Source organism: uncultured Granulicatella sp. (assembly GCF_938030755.1).
In the GTDB taxonomy this organism is placed as follows: Bacteria; Bacillota; Bacilli; order Lactobacillales; family Aerococcaceae; genus Granulicatella.
The window spans coordinates 14502-31496 of record NZ_CALHIF010000056.1 but is presented as its reverse complement, the minus strand read 5'-3'; the positions used below and the strand labels follow the sequence as shown (position 1 = coordinate 31496).

13 protein-coding genes are annotated in these 16995 nt (G+C 37.0%); 5 read left to right on the top strand and 8 right to left on the bottom strand.

Annotated features, from left to right (window positions below):
* Positions 1-117: 117 nt before the first annotated feature.
* Both Q0594_RS05520 and Q0594_RS05515 read right to left on the bottom strand, forming a co-directional pair.
* Positions 118-2244, bottom strand: a complete 2127-nt coding sequence (locus tag Q0594_RS05520; RefSeq protein WP_298730337.1) for a pneumococcal-type histidine triad protein — start codon at positions 2242-2244, stop codon at positions 118-120.
* A 132-nt stretch (positions 2245-2376) separates the two neighbouring features.
* Positions 2377-3417, bottom strand: coding sequence for a M42 family metallopeptidase (locus Q0594_RS05515; protein ID WP_298730335.1), 1041 nt, complete (start codon positions 3415-3417; stop codon positions 2377-2379).
* 167 nt (positions 3418-3584) lie between these two features.
* Here Q0594_RS05515 and Q0594_RS05510 point away from each other — a divergent pair, with 167 nt between their 5' ends.
* The 4 genes from Q0594_RS05510 to Q0594_RS05495 all read left to right on the top strand — a co-directional run bounded on the left by Q0594_RS05510 (position 3585) and on the right by Q0594_RS05495 (position 5899).
* The gene (locus tag Q0594_RS05510; protein WP_298730333.1) at positions 3585-4028 is read left to right on the top strand and encodes a DUF1307 domain-containing protein; all 444 of its coding nucleotides are present in this window, start codon (positions 3585-3587) and stop codon (positions 4026-4028) included.
* 82 nt (positions 4029-4110) lie between these two features.
* Positions 4111-4659 carry a DUF1307 domain-containing protein gene (locus tag Q0594_RS05505; protein WP_298730331.1) on the top strand — a complete coding sequence of 183 codons (549 nt, stop codon included), beginning with the start codon at positions 4111-4113 and terminating at the stop codon, positions 4657-4659.
* A 43-nt stretch (positions 4660-4702) separates the two neighbouring features.
* The gene (locus Q0594_RS05500) at positions 4703-5317 is read left to right on the top strand and encodes a DUF1307 domain-containing protein (RefSeq protein ID WP_298730329.1); all 615 of its coding nucleotides are present in this window, start codon (positions 4703-4705) and stop codon (positions 5315-5317) included.
* 36 nt (positions 5318-5353) lie between these two features.
* Positions 5354-5899, top strand: a complete 546-nt coding sequence (locus Q0594_RS05495) for a DUF1307 domain-containing protein (protein WP_298730327.1) — start codon at positions 5354-5356, stop codon at positions 5897-5899.
* Positions 5900-6548: 649 nt separating this feature from the next.
* On the opposite strand, the gene pheT is transcribed toward Q0594_RS05495, so the two are convergent.
* The 5 genes from pheT to Q0594_RS05470 form a co-directional block, all read right to left on the bottom strand.
* Positions 6549-8969, bottom strand: coding sequence for a phenylalanine--tRNA ligase subunit beta (gene pheT, locus Q0594_RS05490; RefSeq protein WP_298730325.1), 2421 nt, complete (start codon positions 8967-8969; stop codon positions 6549-6551).
* A gap of 13 nt (positions 8970-8982) precedes the next feature.
* On the bottom strand, positions 8983-10038 hold the full coding sequence (gene pheS, locus Q0594_RS05485) for a phenylalanine--tRNA ligase subunit alpha (RefSeq protein ID WP_259949085.1): 1056 nt from the start codon (positions 10036-10038) through the stop codon (positions 8983-8985).
* 326 nt (positions 10039-10364) lie between these two features.
* Positions 10365-10646: a hypothetical protein gene (locus Q0594_RS05480; RefSeq protein WP_298730319.1), complete on the bottom strand. Its 282-nt coding sequence runs from the start codon at positions 10644-10646 to the stop codon at positions 10365-10367.
* Positions 10647-10649: 3 nt separating this feature from the next.
* Complete coding sequence (locus Q0594_RS05475) at positions 10650-11192, bottom strand: NUDIX hydrolase (protein WP_298730317.1); 543 nt, start codon at positions 11190-11192, stop codon at positions 10650-10652.
* A 112-nt stretch (positions 11193-11304) separates the two neighbouring features.
* A complete protein-coding gene (locus Q0594_RS05470; protein WP_298730315.1) occupies positions 11305-13428 on the bottom strand; it encodes a penicillin-binding protein 2 in 2124 nt (707 codons plus the stop codon).
* A 175-nt stretch (positions 13429-13603) separates the two neighbouring features.
* Here Q0594_RS05470 and Q0594_RS05465 point away from each other — a divergent pair, with 175 nt between their 5' ends.
* Positions 13604-16198 (top strand): YfhO family protein, encoded by a 2595-nt coding sequence (locus Q0594_RS05465; protein ID WP_298730314.1) that lies wholly within the window; start codon positions 13604-13606, stop codon positions 16196-16198.
* A 27-nt stretch (positions 16199-16225) separates the two neighbouring features.
* Here Q0594_RS05465 and Q0594_RS05460 read toward each other — a convergent pair whose 3' ends face one another.
* Positions 16226-16834 (bottom strand): superoxide dismutase, encoded by a 609-nt coding sequence (locus Q0594_RS05460; RefSeq protein WP_298730313.1) that lies wholly within the window; start codon positions 16832-16834, stop codon positions 16226-16228.
* Positions 16835-16995: the final 161 nt, after the last annotated feature.

The following is a 16995-nucleotide window of genomic DNA, read 5'->3' as shown; positions in this document are numbered from 1 at the left end:
CTCGACTAAAAGGAAAGCATGTCAAAGTTCCAAAATAGACCATTTGACATGCTTTTCATTCATATTTTCTTCCTTTTAATTTAGGAGATTGATTCCCAATTTCCTTATTCTTTCCCACTATTTTTGCGTGGACTCACTCGTCGTATCACTACGAGCTTCTGTTGTAACTTCTTGAGAGGTTGAAGCTTCTGTTTCAGGAGCACTAGTGCTCTTTTCCTCAGTACTCTCCTCCGTAGAAGTAGATGTTGTCTCTGAAGTGCTTAATGACACTGTTGTTGCTTCAGTAGATTTTTCTTCTTCTTTTTGATCTAAAATAGAGCTCTTTGGAATACTATTATCTTTATCCGCATCATCTAAAGTCCCTTCAGAGAAGTCTTTGGCTTCCTCTAAGACACTTAGTTCATCCGCAGAAGCCGGTGTCATAATGTCTTTTAGATTCTTACCGATTGCACCGTCTACTTTGCCATTAAAGTTCGCATGCGCTTCTTTAATAGCTAATTTAGTACGATAAGATTCAATAATAAGCGCTTCAACAGCCGTTGTTCCAAAGTTCAAACGAGATCCCATATATCGTTTGATGAGACTAGCTACCTCTTCTCTTAAAGCTGCTGGCAATTCTTTGTCTAATACATGTTGCGTAAAGAAGTATAAATAGCGCATGCCTTCAATACTAATGCGGTCATTGGCATCCCGTAATGCTTGAATTAACGAAGCAATTGCATTCACTTGCGCTTCTTTTCCACTTTCTCTTGCTTTTGTAGCCAAATCTTTTAGCTCATCAGCCGTAACTCCGTAGTCTTTCAATGATAACTCACTAATCTTACGAATTGTATCTTCATGAGTTGCATTCATTTTCTGCTCTTGTGGTGTTATCGAAATTTCAACATCTTGTTCTTTATTCACGACTTTCTTTTCAAAGTTTTCTAGTCCTTTCATAAAGCCTTCCGTTGAATTTCCTTTTTGTTGTACTTGCTCTTTATATTCATTTAAAGCCACTAAGATTCGATTTAAAGTAACTGGATCTTCTTTGTATTTCTCTTGGGCGCGAGTTTTCACCTCGTCAATTTTTTGAAACACTTCTTCTTGATTCAAATCCCCTGCCACAAATGGTGGTACGATTCCTGGTAATTTATTTTTTTCGTAGGCTTCAATCCCATCTTTATTCACGATATTCATTGAATGACTATGGTCACCATGTGGAATATCAAAACGTCCATTGACAATACGAATCGCTGTACGAGAGATTCCCATACGACGTGCAATCAAATCAATTTCCTGTGAAAGTCTCACTTCAGCAGGAATCGACGGATCAGAATTTGGTACTTCAAATCGTTTCAATGGAATAACCCAAGGATGGATATGATTTTTATCTTGCCCTTGTTCCATATTTTGAAAGGCAAATACTTTTCCAATATATTCACCTTGATCATTAGTGACTGATTCAAATTTGATACTATCTCTTTCTACGCCATATGCATACGTAATATAATCCAAATATTTTTGAATTTCAGGAGATTGTAAAGTTAATTCTTTGTCCCCTGGTGTCGTCATATCTGAAGTAGACGTTTGAACAGTAGGTGTTGTAGTCGTACTATTTTGATGTTGTCTTGAAGGAGTAGAGGCTGCAGCAACGGTTCCACTCGTTCCGCCTCCAGGATGAGAGGTAGGTTCATCATCAAAACTATAATGAGCAGTTCCATCCCCGCAGTCTAGTACATCATGGAAATGATCCCCATGAGGAATTCGGAGTAATTTACAAGTCCGTTTTTTCCCCGTTTCATCTTCTCTAGTAACAGTTTGAGCATTTGCCAGTTGTGAACGATAAATAAAGTGATAGTGATCACCGTGTCTCACCACAAACCCTAATTCATTTTCACTCACAATATCTTTTGGATTAAAAACATAATCATCATCTGAATGGTTGCTTTGGCTAATTTGTTTCTTCTGCTCATAAATCGCATCAGAAGGTGGAGTCCCAAATACAAAATGGTAATGGTCTCCATGTTTCTTTAGATACCCATTTTCAAAAACTTCTCCCACAATTGTTTTAGGTTTATTATCTTTAATTTCCTTTGCAGCTTGTTCATACTTCGCCATCTGCTCAGGAGAAATCGTCGTTTGTTCAACCGTACTTTCTGCTACTTGATTCACTTGATTTTGTTGATTAGATAAAATCATTCCTGAAGTAAAGACAAGCCCTAAGGCAACTGTCCCTCCTAGAAGTACCTTCTCTTTTTTATTCATTCATCTCCCACTTTCTTAAATCGTAAGTTTTACGTTTTAGAGTATACTATTTGATGGGAGTGCTGTCAACAAAGATATTCTAAATTTTGAAGCAAAAAAGCCCTTCCCACAAATTTATGGGAAGGGTTACGGTTATTCTTCAATTAAATCACTTAATAAATAAGCATCTACTAAAGATTGAGTCGCTTCAATAGAATCGATATGCGTTCTTTCATAAGAGTGACTTGATTCAATTCCTGCTCCTAGGAGTGCGTGTTTTACTTCTGCCCCAGCTCTCATCGCCGCAGAAGCATCACTTCCATAATAAGGATAAATATCCAGTTTAAACGGAATCCCTTTTTCCTTACAAAGACTGACTAACTGTTGACGGAAATCATAGTTATAAGGTCCTGACCCATCTTTTACACAAATCGAAACTGTATATTCATCGGTTTGTTGGTCATCCCCCATCGCTCCCATATCCACTGCAAGAAACTCAACCACTTCTGAAGGAATACTACTATTGGCTCCAGTTCCAGTTTCTTCAATACAGCTAAACATAAAGTGAGTCGTTACTGGTAAGGTGATTCCCTCTTTTTTATATTTTTTCAATAAGGTAAGTAAAATCGCAGCGCTGACCTTATCGTCTAAGAAACGACTCTTAACAAATCCTGTTGGTGTGACAACAAATCGTGGATCAAAAGAAACAAAATCTCCCACTTCAATTCCTAAAGCTCTCGTCTCTTTTTCATTAGTGACTTTCTCATCTAATCGTACTTCCATATTATTTTGACTGCGTTCAATCGTGCCTGCTTCTTTGTATACATGAACACTCGTTTGATGTAATAAAATTGTTCCTGAAACTGTATTTCCGTTTGCGGCAATATGAACAGTACAATTTTCTCCTTCAATCATATTCCAAGCAAAACCACCAATACGATCCAACTTCAAACGTCCGTCTGGTTTCACCGCTCGTACAATCGCTCCAAGCGTATCGATATGAGCCGTAATTGCACGATGTTCTTTATCATTTGCTCCTTCTACAGTTACAATGACCAGTCCTTTTGCTGTACGTTTTGGCTGGTATCCCATATCCGTTAACACTTCTATTAAATAATCTTGAACATCTTTTGTGTACCCTGTTGGGGATGGAATGGCTACTAATTCTTTTAAGAAATCAATTGTTTGACTCATTTTCTTTCCTCCATTTCACGATAATTGTAGTATAACATACCGTATTTCATTCTAACCAATGAACTATCTTCTAACAGCCTATTCGAAGGAATCTTACAAAAATTCTTGCATAATAGAATCTTTAGATTTATAATACAAGTATATTACAAATTGAAAGGATGAATTTCATGAAAAAAACCTTGAAATTAATCGCTGTATTTTTCGCAGCACTATTCGTATTACTAGGATGCGGTAAAGAAGAATCTTCTTCATTTGAATTAAATCAAAATGGAGTAAATTCAGTTTTAACTTACTACTATAATAACGATTTAGTAACAAAACAAACTGCTACAAATACTTATGATTTAAAAAAATTAGGGGTTACTGAAGAAGAAGCCAGAAAACAAATCGAAGAAGTAAATAACAAATATACTGCTGTTGATGGCGTTACTGCTAGTGTTGAATCTAAAGATGGAAATCTTATTCAAAATCTAACAGTGGATTACACTAAAGCTAAGGTTTCTGAATTAAGAAAAGCCTTCCCTCAAGAATTTACTGGTGACGGAGATAAAATTAGCTTTAAAGCTTCTAAAGAATCTTTATTAAAAGCAGGATACAAAGAAAAGAAATAAAAGGATCATATAAAACCGGGGGAGGATAATATTCTTCGTCCGGTTTTCCTATAATTAAAAAAAGAAGAGTAAGAACAACATCATGAACAAAAAATCGAAAGTATTAGCCATTTTATTTATTACAGGTTTAGTATTAGCTGGTTGTGGTCAAAAAGATAATAATACAACCACTACTACATCCTCTACCTCAAAAGAAACAACCACTACTGCTACAACAACTGCCCCAACAACAACTGCGGCAACTGATGATGAAAAGAAAACAGTGTTAGAACAGTCTGCTAAAGGCGTAACCTCTCGTGTTATCATGTACTCTAAAGGTGACGTTCTTGTGAAACAAACGACTGAGAATATTTACAATGTGAAAGAAATGGAAACTCAAGCTACTGAAGAACAAATCAAAACACAACTCGAAGCAGCTTTTGCAGCTTATAAAGGAGTAGAAGGAATCACTTCATCAGTTGAAATCAAAGATGGTAAAGTCATTCAAAACTTCACAGTCGACTATTCAAAAACAGACTTTGCTAAATTAAAAGAAATCGTTCCAAGCTTTAAACCAAAAGATGATAATACAGTAAGCTATGAAGTTACTAAAAACTTCCTCGTTAAAGAAGGATTCAAAGAAGTTCAATAATCTTACTTAATCCTCGAAGATTTACTTTTTGAAGGAGATTAATATGAATACACGTACCAAACAACTGGCTCTTCTTGCCACATGTGGTTTCTTTCTGGTTGCTTGTGGACAAAATAAAGATTCCGAAGAAAAAAATCCAACAACGGTAGCACAAACGACACAAGTTCAAGCAACTGTCGCACAAACAACAACAGCTACTCCTACGACTACCGCTCCAACAACCGTTGCAAAAACAAATGATCCCAATGCACAGGAAGAACAAGCCGTATTCGAAATTTCTCTTCCTGGAAGTTTTACAACCATGATCATTTATCATAAAGGGGACCAAGTGACTAGACAGGTCACTAAGAATATCTTTGACTTTACATCATTGCCTGGCATAACGGAGGAAACCAAAGAAATCATTGCTAAAGCACAAAAAGAAACGGTTGAAGCAACTTATAAAATTGCGAAGGAACGATCCAAAAACATGGAAGGATTCATCGTTACGCTTGAAAGTGAAGGTGAAAAACTAATTCAATCTTTTGAAATGGATTATACAAAAATTGATTTTACTAAACTAAAAGAAATTGATCCTGAATTTAAACTGAATAAATATTCTACGAGCTTTAGAGCCATGAAAAAAGTGCTTTTAGAAGCAGATTTCCAACAAAAATAATACAATCATCAGGAATAGATGTTTAAGGAGAAACTCATGAAAAAGACTTATAAATTTATTGCATTATTATCGACTACTGTTGCTCTTGCAGCATGTCAAAGTGGAGAAAAGAAAGTTGACGAAACTTCCGCACAAACGACTGTTGTCCAAGCAACAACACAAGCACCAACTACAACAGCTACAACTACTCAATCTGCTAAAAGCAATCAAACAGGCGAAGCAACTTACGAACACAAAGAGCCTGGTGTTACTGTTACACTGAAGTACTACTACAAAGATGATGTTGTTTATAAACAAGAAGGTACTTATGTTTATAATCCAAAAGAAATGGGTCAAGATCCAGAACAATTTAAAGTAACCCTTCAAAAAGCCTTTGACGAAACAAAAGGTGTTAAAGGAATCGAAGGATCGCTTGAATTTAAGGACGGGGTATATACCCGCAAAAACACGTTTGACTACAATACAATGGACTTTGTAGAACTAAACAAACGTGATCCAAAGAAATATCCAGCTAAAAATGTTCCACTATATTACAGTGAAGCCGTTAAAAAATTAGAAAAAAATGGATATGTAAAAAAATAACCTCAAACCAATAAACACAGCACCAAAGGTATTCCTTGAATGCCCTTGGTGCTGTTTTCTTATCTAAAATTTACGATGTAACAAAAATGTGACGTCACATTTGTTACATCTTCTTTTATATCATTTATGATACGTAATTACCAAATATGGTAATTATCATATTTGATAATTTCATCCTCTTCACTTCTCTAGCGAACATAGAAGACGCATTAGTAAGTTTAGAAAAGCTAGCTGACCAAAGTTCAAGGATTACAAAAAGAATCAGTTTATTGAAAGAATAGTGGGTGTAGCATTGAAGCCTCAAAGGCGAGAGACACTGGCTCGAGCCGGTGCCCCTTGCCCTTCTGGTTTTACGAGCGCAGAAGAAGTATTAGCACTTTATAAACTAGCACAACAAAAAAAGTACGAAGATTAATTATTCTATGTATAAAAACAAAGATTACCTCGGTTTCTATAATAACAACAATAGCGAGTGTAATCGATGCGAATTACGGATGCTAGAAATTTATTTCCTAGCATCCGTTTGAGGCTCGATAAGATTGAGACCTTGGCTCAATCCGGTACAGCTATTGTTGTTATTATGAAGATAACCGAAGGTAATCTAAGTTTTTAAAGTACTCCATAAAATAATCTTCGTACCTACTTTACTTTATCGAATAGATACGTTTTCTAAAGCAACTAATGCTTCTTCTACGCGAGTCATGGCGGACTTAATAACATCCTCCTCCAACGTCGCATTGCGGTTCACAAACAATAATGAATACGCTAATGATTGGAATCCTTCTGGCACGTGTTCCCCTTTATAAACGTCGAATAACGTTACTTTCGATAAGAACTCACCTGCATTTGCACGAATCACATCTACTAACTCTGCATGTGTTAATGAAGTTGGTGCTAAGATGGCGATATCGCGCGTCATGCTTGGATATTTCGCAACAGATTGAATAACCGCTTCTTGTAAGTTCGCTGCAAGTAATGTTTCCACATCTAACTCGAAGACGAATGTGTCTTGTAAGTCTAAAGCTTTTTGAACCGATGGATGAACTTTCCCGACTAACCCAATCACTTCTCCATCTAAAAGAATGCGTGCTGATTGTCCTGGGTGTAATTCTTCAATGTCTGTTAAAGGCTCGAATCGAACACGATCTAAGCAGTCTAGTTGTGTGAAATACGCTTCTAGAATCCCTTTTACAACATAGAAATCTACTTTCTCTGCTTTATGGTTCCAGTTTGCACTTGTCACGTCTCCTGTTAAAATACCCGCAATGACTTCGTTCTCGATGAAATCTTCATTGCCTGCAGTCCCTAACTTGAACACACGACCTGCTTCGAATAATTTCACGTTGTTTTGTGAACGAGCCACATTGTATTGAACGGCTTCTAATAAACTTGGTAATAGTGATTGACGTAATTCGCTACGATCTTCACTCATTGGCCAGCTTAAACGTACACTTGTTGCGTCTTTTTTTGTAAACCATTTAGATTTCTCTGGAGTCGTTAACGCATAAGTGTACGCTTGTGAAAGTCCAGCCCCTTGCATGAATTGACGAGTGTAACGGATGAAGCGTTGTTTATCTGTTAAGCCACCTACTGTACTTTCTGTTGTTGGTAATGTTGCAGGAATCTTATCATATCCGTAAATACGTCCCACTTCTTCTACTAAGTCTGCTTCGATTGAAATATCAAATCTCCATGCAGGAATCGTCACGTCGAAACGAGTTCCTTCTACCGTTGTTGGATATTCTAATTGTGCAAATACTTGTTTCACTTCATCTAGTGTTAAGCTTGTTCCTAAAACGTGATTTAAGCGTTCTAGAGTGATGCTCACAACTGGTAATTCTAAGTCATAGCTTTGTGCTGACGCATATTCCTCTTTCACTGTTCCTTCGCCAAGTTCAGCAATCAATGCTGCAGCGCGTTTTCCGGCTTGAACAATCGTCGCTTTGTTAATGCCTTTTTCAAAACGAGCACTTGATTCACTACGTAAGTTATGTTTTTGGGAAGCAAGACGAACCGCTTTAGGATCGAACAGGGCTGCTTCTAATAAAACTGTAGTTGTCTCGTCTGAGATTTCAGTGTCTAATCCACCCATTACCCCAGCTAATGCGACTGGTTTTCCGCCTGAAGTAATCACGATTTCGTTTTCTAATGCACGTTCTTCACCGTCTAAAGTCACTAATGTTTCGCCTTCTGTTGCGCGACGAACATGAATGGCTTTTTCAGGTAATTTATTGTAGTCGAATGCATGAAGCGGTTGACCGTATTCCATTAAAATATAGTTTGTGACATCCACAAGATTGTTGATTGGACGAACGCCTGCTGCGATTAAACGATTTTGCATCCATTGTGGACTTGGAGCCACTTTAACACCTTCGATTAAGAATGCGTGGTATGCAGGAGCATCTGCTTCGTTTTCTACAGAAACTTTGACAACGCCTGGAATTTCGCAAGACGTTCCTTTTTCAAAAACGTCTGGTTCTAAATGATTCTTCAAGTTGTAAATCGCACCGATTTCGTGAACAGAACCGCGCATGCTTAAAGCGTCAGAACGGTTCGCAGTGATATCGAGTTCCACAATCGCTGAATCAAGCGCTAATGCAGAAACTGCGTCGCTTCCTACTTCAATGCTGTCATCTGTGAAGACGTAAATCCCATCTTCGTATTCTTTTGGTACTAAGTTACTTGGTACCCCAATTTCTTGTAAGGAACAAATCATCCCTTGAGATTCTACACCACGTAATTTTCCACGTTTAATTTTATGACCACCAGCAATGCGTGCACCGTGAGTCGCCACAATCACCTTTTGGCCTGCTTGGATATTTGGAGCACCGCACACAATTTGAAGAGGCTCTTCTTGCCCTACTTCAACAGTGACAACGTGTAAGTGGTCTGAATCTGGATGGTCAACGACTTTGGTTGCTAAACCAACCACTAGTCCTTTTAAGCCTTCGCCTGGAACCGTTACGCTATCCACTTCGATCCCTGTACGAGACATTTTTTCTCCTAATTCTTGAGGAGTGATTTGTGATAAATCAATATATTCATTTAACCATTCGTATGATAATTCCATGTTCTTCCTCCTCTTATGATTCTTTCGTAAATTGGCTTAAGAAACGTACATCGTTTGTATATAATGAACGAATATCCTCAATTCCATATTTCAACATTGCAATACGGTCTTGACCTAACCCGAAGGCAAATCCACCATAAACGCTTGAATCCACACCTGCAGCTTCAAGTACGTTTGGATGCACCATCCCACTACCTAATACTTCAATCCAACCTGTTCCTTTACATACAGAACAGCCTTCACCACCACATTTGAAGCAGCTAATATCCACTTCTAGAGATGGTTCAGTGAATGGGAAGTAACTTGGACGAAGACGGACTTCACGCTCTTCCCCGAACATTTCTTTGGCAAATGCCGCAAGCGTTCCTTTTAAGTCTGACATTGTAATGTGTTTATCGATCACAAGACCTTCGATTTGATAAAACTGATGTGAGTGTGTCGCATCATCGTTATCACGACGGAATACACGACCTGGGCTTAACATCTTCAATGGGCCTTTTGTAAAGTCATGTTTTTCCATTGTACGGGCTTGTACTGGAGAAGTTTGAGTACGAAGTAAGTACTCAGGAGTGATATAGAATGTATCTTGCATATCACGCGCTGGGTGATCTTTTGGCAAGTTCATCATCTCGAAGTTATAGTGGTCTGATTCCACTTCTGGTCCTTCTACCACTTGGTAACCAAGGCCGATGAAGAAATCTTCCACTTGGTCTTGCACATGCGCTAATACGTGCGCAGTTCCACGTTCTACTGGACGTCCTGGCATTGTGACGTCGATGGTTTCAGATTGTAACGCTTCTTCTAATGCTTTTGCTTCAAGCACTTCTTTCACAGAAGCGATTTTTTCTTCTAATACAGAACGTAATTCATTAGCAAGAGCCCCCACTTTTGGTTTCTCTTCGTTGGCTAAGTTTTTAATGTTTTTAAGAACTTCAGTGATTGGTCCTTTTTTCCCTAATTGTTGTACACGAATTTGATCGAGCTCTTTTAAGTTTGTAACTTCTTCTAGCGAAGCAAGCACATCTTTACGAATCGCATCAAACTGTACTTTCATTTCTTCTAAATTCATTGTATTCCTCCTTATAAAAATAAAAAATCCCTTATAGCCAATAGACTATAAGGGACGAAATTTCGCGGTACCACCCTTGTTCCTTGAGACTCGCTCAAGACACTTGGACGCTGTTAACGGGGGCGACCCGAACCATTATTCATCAGCGAATCCCAATGGTCACTCCGGAAATGAAAAGTTTGAAACGTGACTTGGAAGACTTGCAGTCAGGATCTTCCTCCCTGAAAAGCTTTGTTAAAAACCCTTTTCCATCAATGTGTTTTCTATATATGCTTTATCCTATCATAATGGCTTCAAAATGAAAAGAAAAACTAATCTTAATTGGATTAAAAGAACATTTGAATCGCAATCACAATGATTAATATCACAATGACGGAAACAAGCCATACATTCAGAAAATGATTGTATCTTCTTAGTCCTGATTTTGGCGTGCGGTGTACTTGGGAAGCTTCTTCCGCATACTCTGAATGTAACTCTTCTTCTCGTTCAAAAGACGATAATCGGCTGTCTCTACGACTTTGTCGAGCCTCTAATTCTTCTAATTCTCTATTCTGCTTTTCTAATTGCTCTTTATACGATTTTCTCGTTAATAAAGGTTCATTTGGCATTGATTATTCTCCTTTATGCATCCAAGCATATTGTGCTGCAATAATTGTCTTCGCGTCAGCAATTTCACCTGCTTGGATTTTTTGCATCACTTCTTCTAGCGGCATCCATAAAATTTCGACAAATTCATCTTCGTCTGCAGGTTTTGCATCTTCTTTGACACTAACATTTTTGGCTTGGAATAATGTGATTTTCTCATCGCAGAATCCAGGTGTTGAGATCATTTCCATCATCTTCACCCATTCTTCGGCAACAAGATTTGTTTCCTCTTCTAATTCACGTTTTGCGGCTTCTAAAGGCACTTCTTCCTTCGAGTCTAATTTACCCGCTGGAATTTCTAAGAAATGCATTTCTAATGGTTTTCGATATTGTCTAACGAGTAACATCTTCCCATCACGAATGACAAGTACTGCTACTGCTCCTGTATGGAATACGAGGTCCCTCGTTGAAGTTTTCCCATTCGGTAGTTCTACAATATCTTGTGTCACCGTAAAAATACGTCCTGAATATTTAATATCTCTTTGAATTGTTTTTTCTGTAAAATCCATAATTTCGCCTCCATTTTGCTTTATTATAATTGGTTTTAAGCATTTCAACAATCGATTTTACTAAACTTTAAAGACAAAAAAATGAGTGATAACACTATCACTCATTTTCCAATTATTGTCTGTTATTTTGTTGTACTTGCGTATTCACTGTTGAAGCATTGGTTTCTGAATCACTTTTTTTACCAAAATAGGCTTCATACACTTTTTTAGCAATTTTAGCAGCATAATCTGATGGTGATCCATCTTTAAAGTATGGTGCTACTACAGATACAACAATTTCAGGATTATCATATGGTGCATATGATATGAATGTTGAGTTTTCAACTGCCTCATTTTTATAAGAAGGATTAGGCCCAGAATAGAACGCTTCTGCAGTTCCTGTTTTACCAGCTACTTCAGGTGAGTAATTTTTGAAAGTAGAAGCAGAGGTTCCGTTCTCCCCATGAGTAACACGGTATAGCCCTTCTTTAATATGATCTAGGATTTTCTTATCGACTTGAAGGGTATTCATAATTTTGGTTGGAATGACATCTTCTAGATTTCCAATTCCACCTTTAGGGCTCGTTTCATGAATTTCTTTCACTAAGCGAGGAGCAATACGTGTTCCTCCATTTGCAATCGTAGACATATATTGAGCCAATTGAAGCGGTGTATATAAGTCAAACTGACCGAACGCAAAGTCAAGTGCAGAAAAGGCATCGGCTGTTCCACCATTATATCCTTTTCCTTCATTTGGAAGATCAATGCCGGTTCTTACACCCAAACCAAATTGAGCATAATACTCACGTAATTTATCAAATAGGCTTAAATTGATATTCAATTTTCCGCCCTTGACATATTCTGCTTGTCCACCCATTTTCATCGCTAATTTAATCATATATACGTTTGAAGAACGTTCCAATGCATCTAGGTCTGTTAATTCAATTTTCCCATTGCGATTAAACCATGAGCTTTTCGGTTTAGAAGCTTCAAATTCAATTGGTTCATCGACTATTTTATTGTCTTCAAGAGTCAATGCTCCATCCATATAACCAGATAGAACAGTCGCTGGTTTAACTACCGACCCCATTCCAAATGAGTTGTTAATCGCTCCTAAGGCATCGTCTTCCACTCCATTGGATTGGAAATTCTCATCAAATTTCTTTTTCTTACCCGTAATTCCTAGAACGTCTCCATTCTTAGGATTCATTACCACGATGTACACTCGATCAGCAGCGGGATCCGTCATTTCTTCAACAGAAGTTTTGGCAATTTCTTCTATTTTTTTCTGGAATTCAGTATCAATGGTTAATACTAAATTGGACCCTGCTTTCCCTGGATAAGTTTCGTTATTTTTGATGACTTGTCCTTTTGTATTCGTTTGAGATTGAACGACAGTCTTAGAGCCACTTAGAACATTCTCATATTGTTCTTCTAAATAACTCGTTCCGACACGATCGTTCAGTGAATATCCTTGAGCTAGTAATGATTTTACTTTTGAAGAAGGTAATCCTGTTTTTTCAGAAGATACTGTTCCAAGGATAGTTTTTAACATATCTCCCATTGGATATTCCCGGTCCCAATCGGAATCAATGTCCACTCCACGAAGCTCGCCTAATCGTTCACTGATTTTTGCGACTTCCTGCTCGGTTACTCCTTCATTTTTTAGCGTAACTGTTGAAAGAGAATAAGCACTATTCATCTTTGTAAAAATAGCAATCACTTGTTTTTCAGCTTCACTATAGTTTAACTCATCTGAAGAAATATGAGCTAATTGCATCTCATACGTTTGGCTTGCAGAGAGATTTTCTTTTGAAATTTGTTTTTTTTCTTCTGCAGTAAGTAATCCATCTAACTTATCTGGATTTAACGCCACCCAATAATCTTTCAAATCACGCTCTTTTAATTCAGAAGTATCGACTGAAATCAAAGAGGTTAATTTTTTGGCGATTTCTAACATTTTTGAGGCCTTCGCATCTGCAGGTCTTGTATAATTAATCGATAATTTAGGCTTGTTTCCTACTAACACTCGACCTTGGCTATCATAGATAGATCCTCTAGGAACAGCTTTTTTGGAAGTAGTTGTTTCAGTTCGTTGAACGAGAGCAACAAATTCATTTCCTTTAACCAATTGGACATACGCCAAGCGGCTAATCAATGCAATAAACGAAAAGAATACAATTAAAAATAATAAATTTAAACGAAATGGAATATGTGATTTTTTCTTTTTATTTTTTGATTTTCTTTTATTCAACATAATAAACTCCATGCATATTCTAGTAACTCATAACAGTATACCATAAATTCCTATTTGAACTATATAAAAAGGGGTTAATAAAATACTAAGATTTTAGGACTTCACTACCAAAATTTTCGTGCAGCAAATCCAATAACGTGCTATGCTATCATTGAATACAACTAAGGAGGTCCCTATGAAATCTAAAAGCAATTGGAATAAAAGAAAATACTACAGCCTTAGTGTTTTAATCCCACTATTCCTCCTTCTTTTTATATTTATTCTTTTTTCAATAACCCCATTTGGAAATCGCACTTGGCTAACCGTCGATTTGGGGCAACAATACGTCGATTTCTTTGCTTATTATCAGGATACTCTATTGCATCATCCTGAACAGTTCTTTTATAGCTTTTCCAAATCCATCAGTGGAGAGATGGTAAGCTTATGGTCTTATTATTTATTAAGTCCCTTTAACTTGATTTTTCTTATAATTCCAAAATCACACATTACAATAGGAATCTCACTTCTGATTCTATTAAAACTCATTTTTTGTACGGTCAGCTTTGCCTATTTTTTGGATAAGAAATTTGGAAAAAGAGATTTGAATGCACTTCTATTTGCACTTTCTTATGGGTTTATAAGTTATCTATCGGTTAATCAACTAAATATCATGTGGCTAGATGCCTTGATTGGTTTTCCAGTCATTTTATTAGGGGCCGACTCGCTCATTAACAATGAAAATCCGATTCGGTATATTCTTCCATTGGCAATCACCGTTCTAGCTAATTATTACACAGGATATATGATTTGCCTCTTTTTAGTGTTTTATTTTCCTTATGCCTACTTGCTTGAAAAAGGAAGCTTTCAATGGAAGGATTTTCTTAAAACGGGAGCTCGTTTTGCTCTATACAGTATATTAGCGATTGGGCTCATTATGATTGTTCTACTTCCAAGTGCTTATAGTTTACTTGGAAGTAAAGGAGCAGCAAAGCAAAGTCTCTGGTCTCTGAAGTCTGAATACAATCCTTTATTGATACTATCGAAATTATTTATCGGTAGTTTTGATTTTCAACAGATGCCTAAAGGATACCCAAATATTTTTGTTGGAAGCTTGGCACTCTTTTCCTTTTTTACCTATTTTACTCATAAAAAAATTAGACTAGCTGAAAAAATCATTGCCTTTGTCATTACTCTCTTCTTTTTAGTGAGTTTTAATATCGATTTTTTAGATCGGATTTGGCATGCTGGTCAACTTCCGAATTGGTATCCTTACCGTTTCTCATTCTTATTTAGTTTCTGGATTGTTTACATCGGATATCAACAAACATTGAAATCCTCAAAGATTTCGATGTTTGAAGCTTTTACATTATTCTTTTTTATGCTTGCCATCAGTATCGGTTTCATCCTTTATCCTCAATCCTACCTTCAATCCTGGCAAATCGTTCTAGGGTTTGGAATTTCAATGGGCATCCTCTATGGATTAATTGCTCAAACCAGATTCCAGAAGCGTTCTCGTAGGTTATGGATTAGTTTAGTCCTCATTGAACTTGTGTTGAATAGTGGAATTAACTTAGCTAGACTGGGATATGTGATGAATTCAGATTTTACAAACTATCAAGCTTCTTTGGAACTTTGGAGCAAATCTCTATCAGCACCTGAAAACACGTTCTCTAGAAGCGAAAAAACGATTGCGCGTTCAAAAAACGATAGTCTACAAGTTCCTTCTTACGGTATCTCTCATTTTTCATCTACCTTTGAAAAAGAAAGTGAACGTTTCTTTGAAGCTATCGGTGTTCGACAAGGAGTGGCCTACGTAAGTTATAGTAATGGAACGTTACTAACGGATGCCCTTCTTGGAATTAAAACAAGTTTTATCGCAAATAATCAGGCTTCTTATAATCATCGCTGGGAAAGAAAAGATTTAGAAACGATGGACGTTATACAGCAATTTGAAGAAGGTACTGTTGTTCAAAATGACAATGTTCTTTCTATTGCTTATCCAATGAAACCCATATTAAAAGCTATGAAGGTTCCCGTTAATCATCCAGTTATCATGCAAAACCAACTATCAAATGCACTCGCTGGAACTCATTCACCAAAGGATATATTTACAAGAGTTTCTTCTCAAATAGACTACCATAATATTAAAGGGCGCCCTTCCGCACACCAAAATATTCAGTTGGAAAATAAAGAAGAAAAAGGAAGTATTATATTAACCTTCACTCCGGAAACTGATGATCCTATCTATTTAGAAATTGCGGGAGATATGGATGAGGATAGTTTTTCGATGACACTGAATGGAAAAGAGTATTTCTTTTATCCTGTTGAATATAAACCAGTTCTTTTAAGTATTGCTGCCAAGCAAAAAGGAATCCCTCAAACGATAGAGTTCACGATTCAAAAAGATCAATTTTCTTTTTCTAGGTTAGGTCTGTATTCCTTAAACGAAAAAGTATTACAGGATAGAATTCAACAGACGAAAGCTCAAGAATTAAAATTAGACACCTTCTCCTCTACCCATTTTTCTGGAAAAATGACGGTAGAAGAAGAAAGTACGATTCTAACGACGATTCCATATTCCATTGGATGGAAAATTTGGGTAGATGGGCAAGAAGTGGAAACTTTCAAGATTCTTGATAGCCTCCTTGGGTTTACAATTTCCAAAGGAGCTCACCAAATCGAGTATCGTTATATAACCCCATTCTTACTGGAAGGAAGTCTAGTAAGTATTGCTTCTCTTCTGTTTCTTAGCCTCATTCTATATAAACGAAAAAAGACCGATGCCTCATAGGAGACATCGGTCTTCGTTTTTTATAGATTATTTAGCAGCTTCAAAACGACGAGCTACTTCATCCCAGTTTACAACATTCCAGAATGCTGAAATGTAATCTGGACGACGATTTTGGTAGTTTAAGTAGTATGCATGTTCCCATACATCTAATCCTAATAATGGAGTTTTGCCTTCTGATAGAGGGTTATCTTGGTTTGGAGTAGAAACGACTTCTAATTTTCCGTTAGAAAGAACTAACCAAGCCCAACCAGAACCAAAGCGTGTTGCTGCTGCTTGTGCGAATGCTGCTTTAAATTCGTCGAAGCTTCCGAATGCTTCGTTGATGGCTGCTAATAAAGCACCTTCTGGAGCTTTTGCACCTTCTAGAGATAATTGAGTCCAGAATAAGCTATGGTTTGCATGTCCACCACCATTGTTGCGAACAGCTACACGGATATCTTCTGGAACAGCGTTTAAATCGCTAATTAATTCTTCAACTGTTTTTTCGAATAATTCAGGGTGTTTTTCTACCGCTGCGTTTAAGTTTGTAACATATGCATTGTGATGTTTATCATGGTGGATTTCCATTGTACGTGCATCAAAATGTGGTTCTAATACGTCAAATGCGTATTCTAATTTTGGTAATTCATAAGTCATTACTAAATTCCTCCTAAATTTTAAATACAGTTTTGAAAACTGTTTCTTTCTTTAATTATCATACCATCCACTAAACACCATAGGCAAAAATTATGCCCACTTTCCCAATTCCACCTTTAATCTTCAATTTATGGTATAATAATCCCGCTACATAGAGAAAG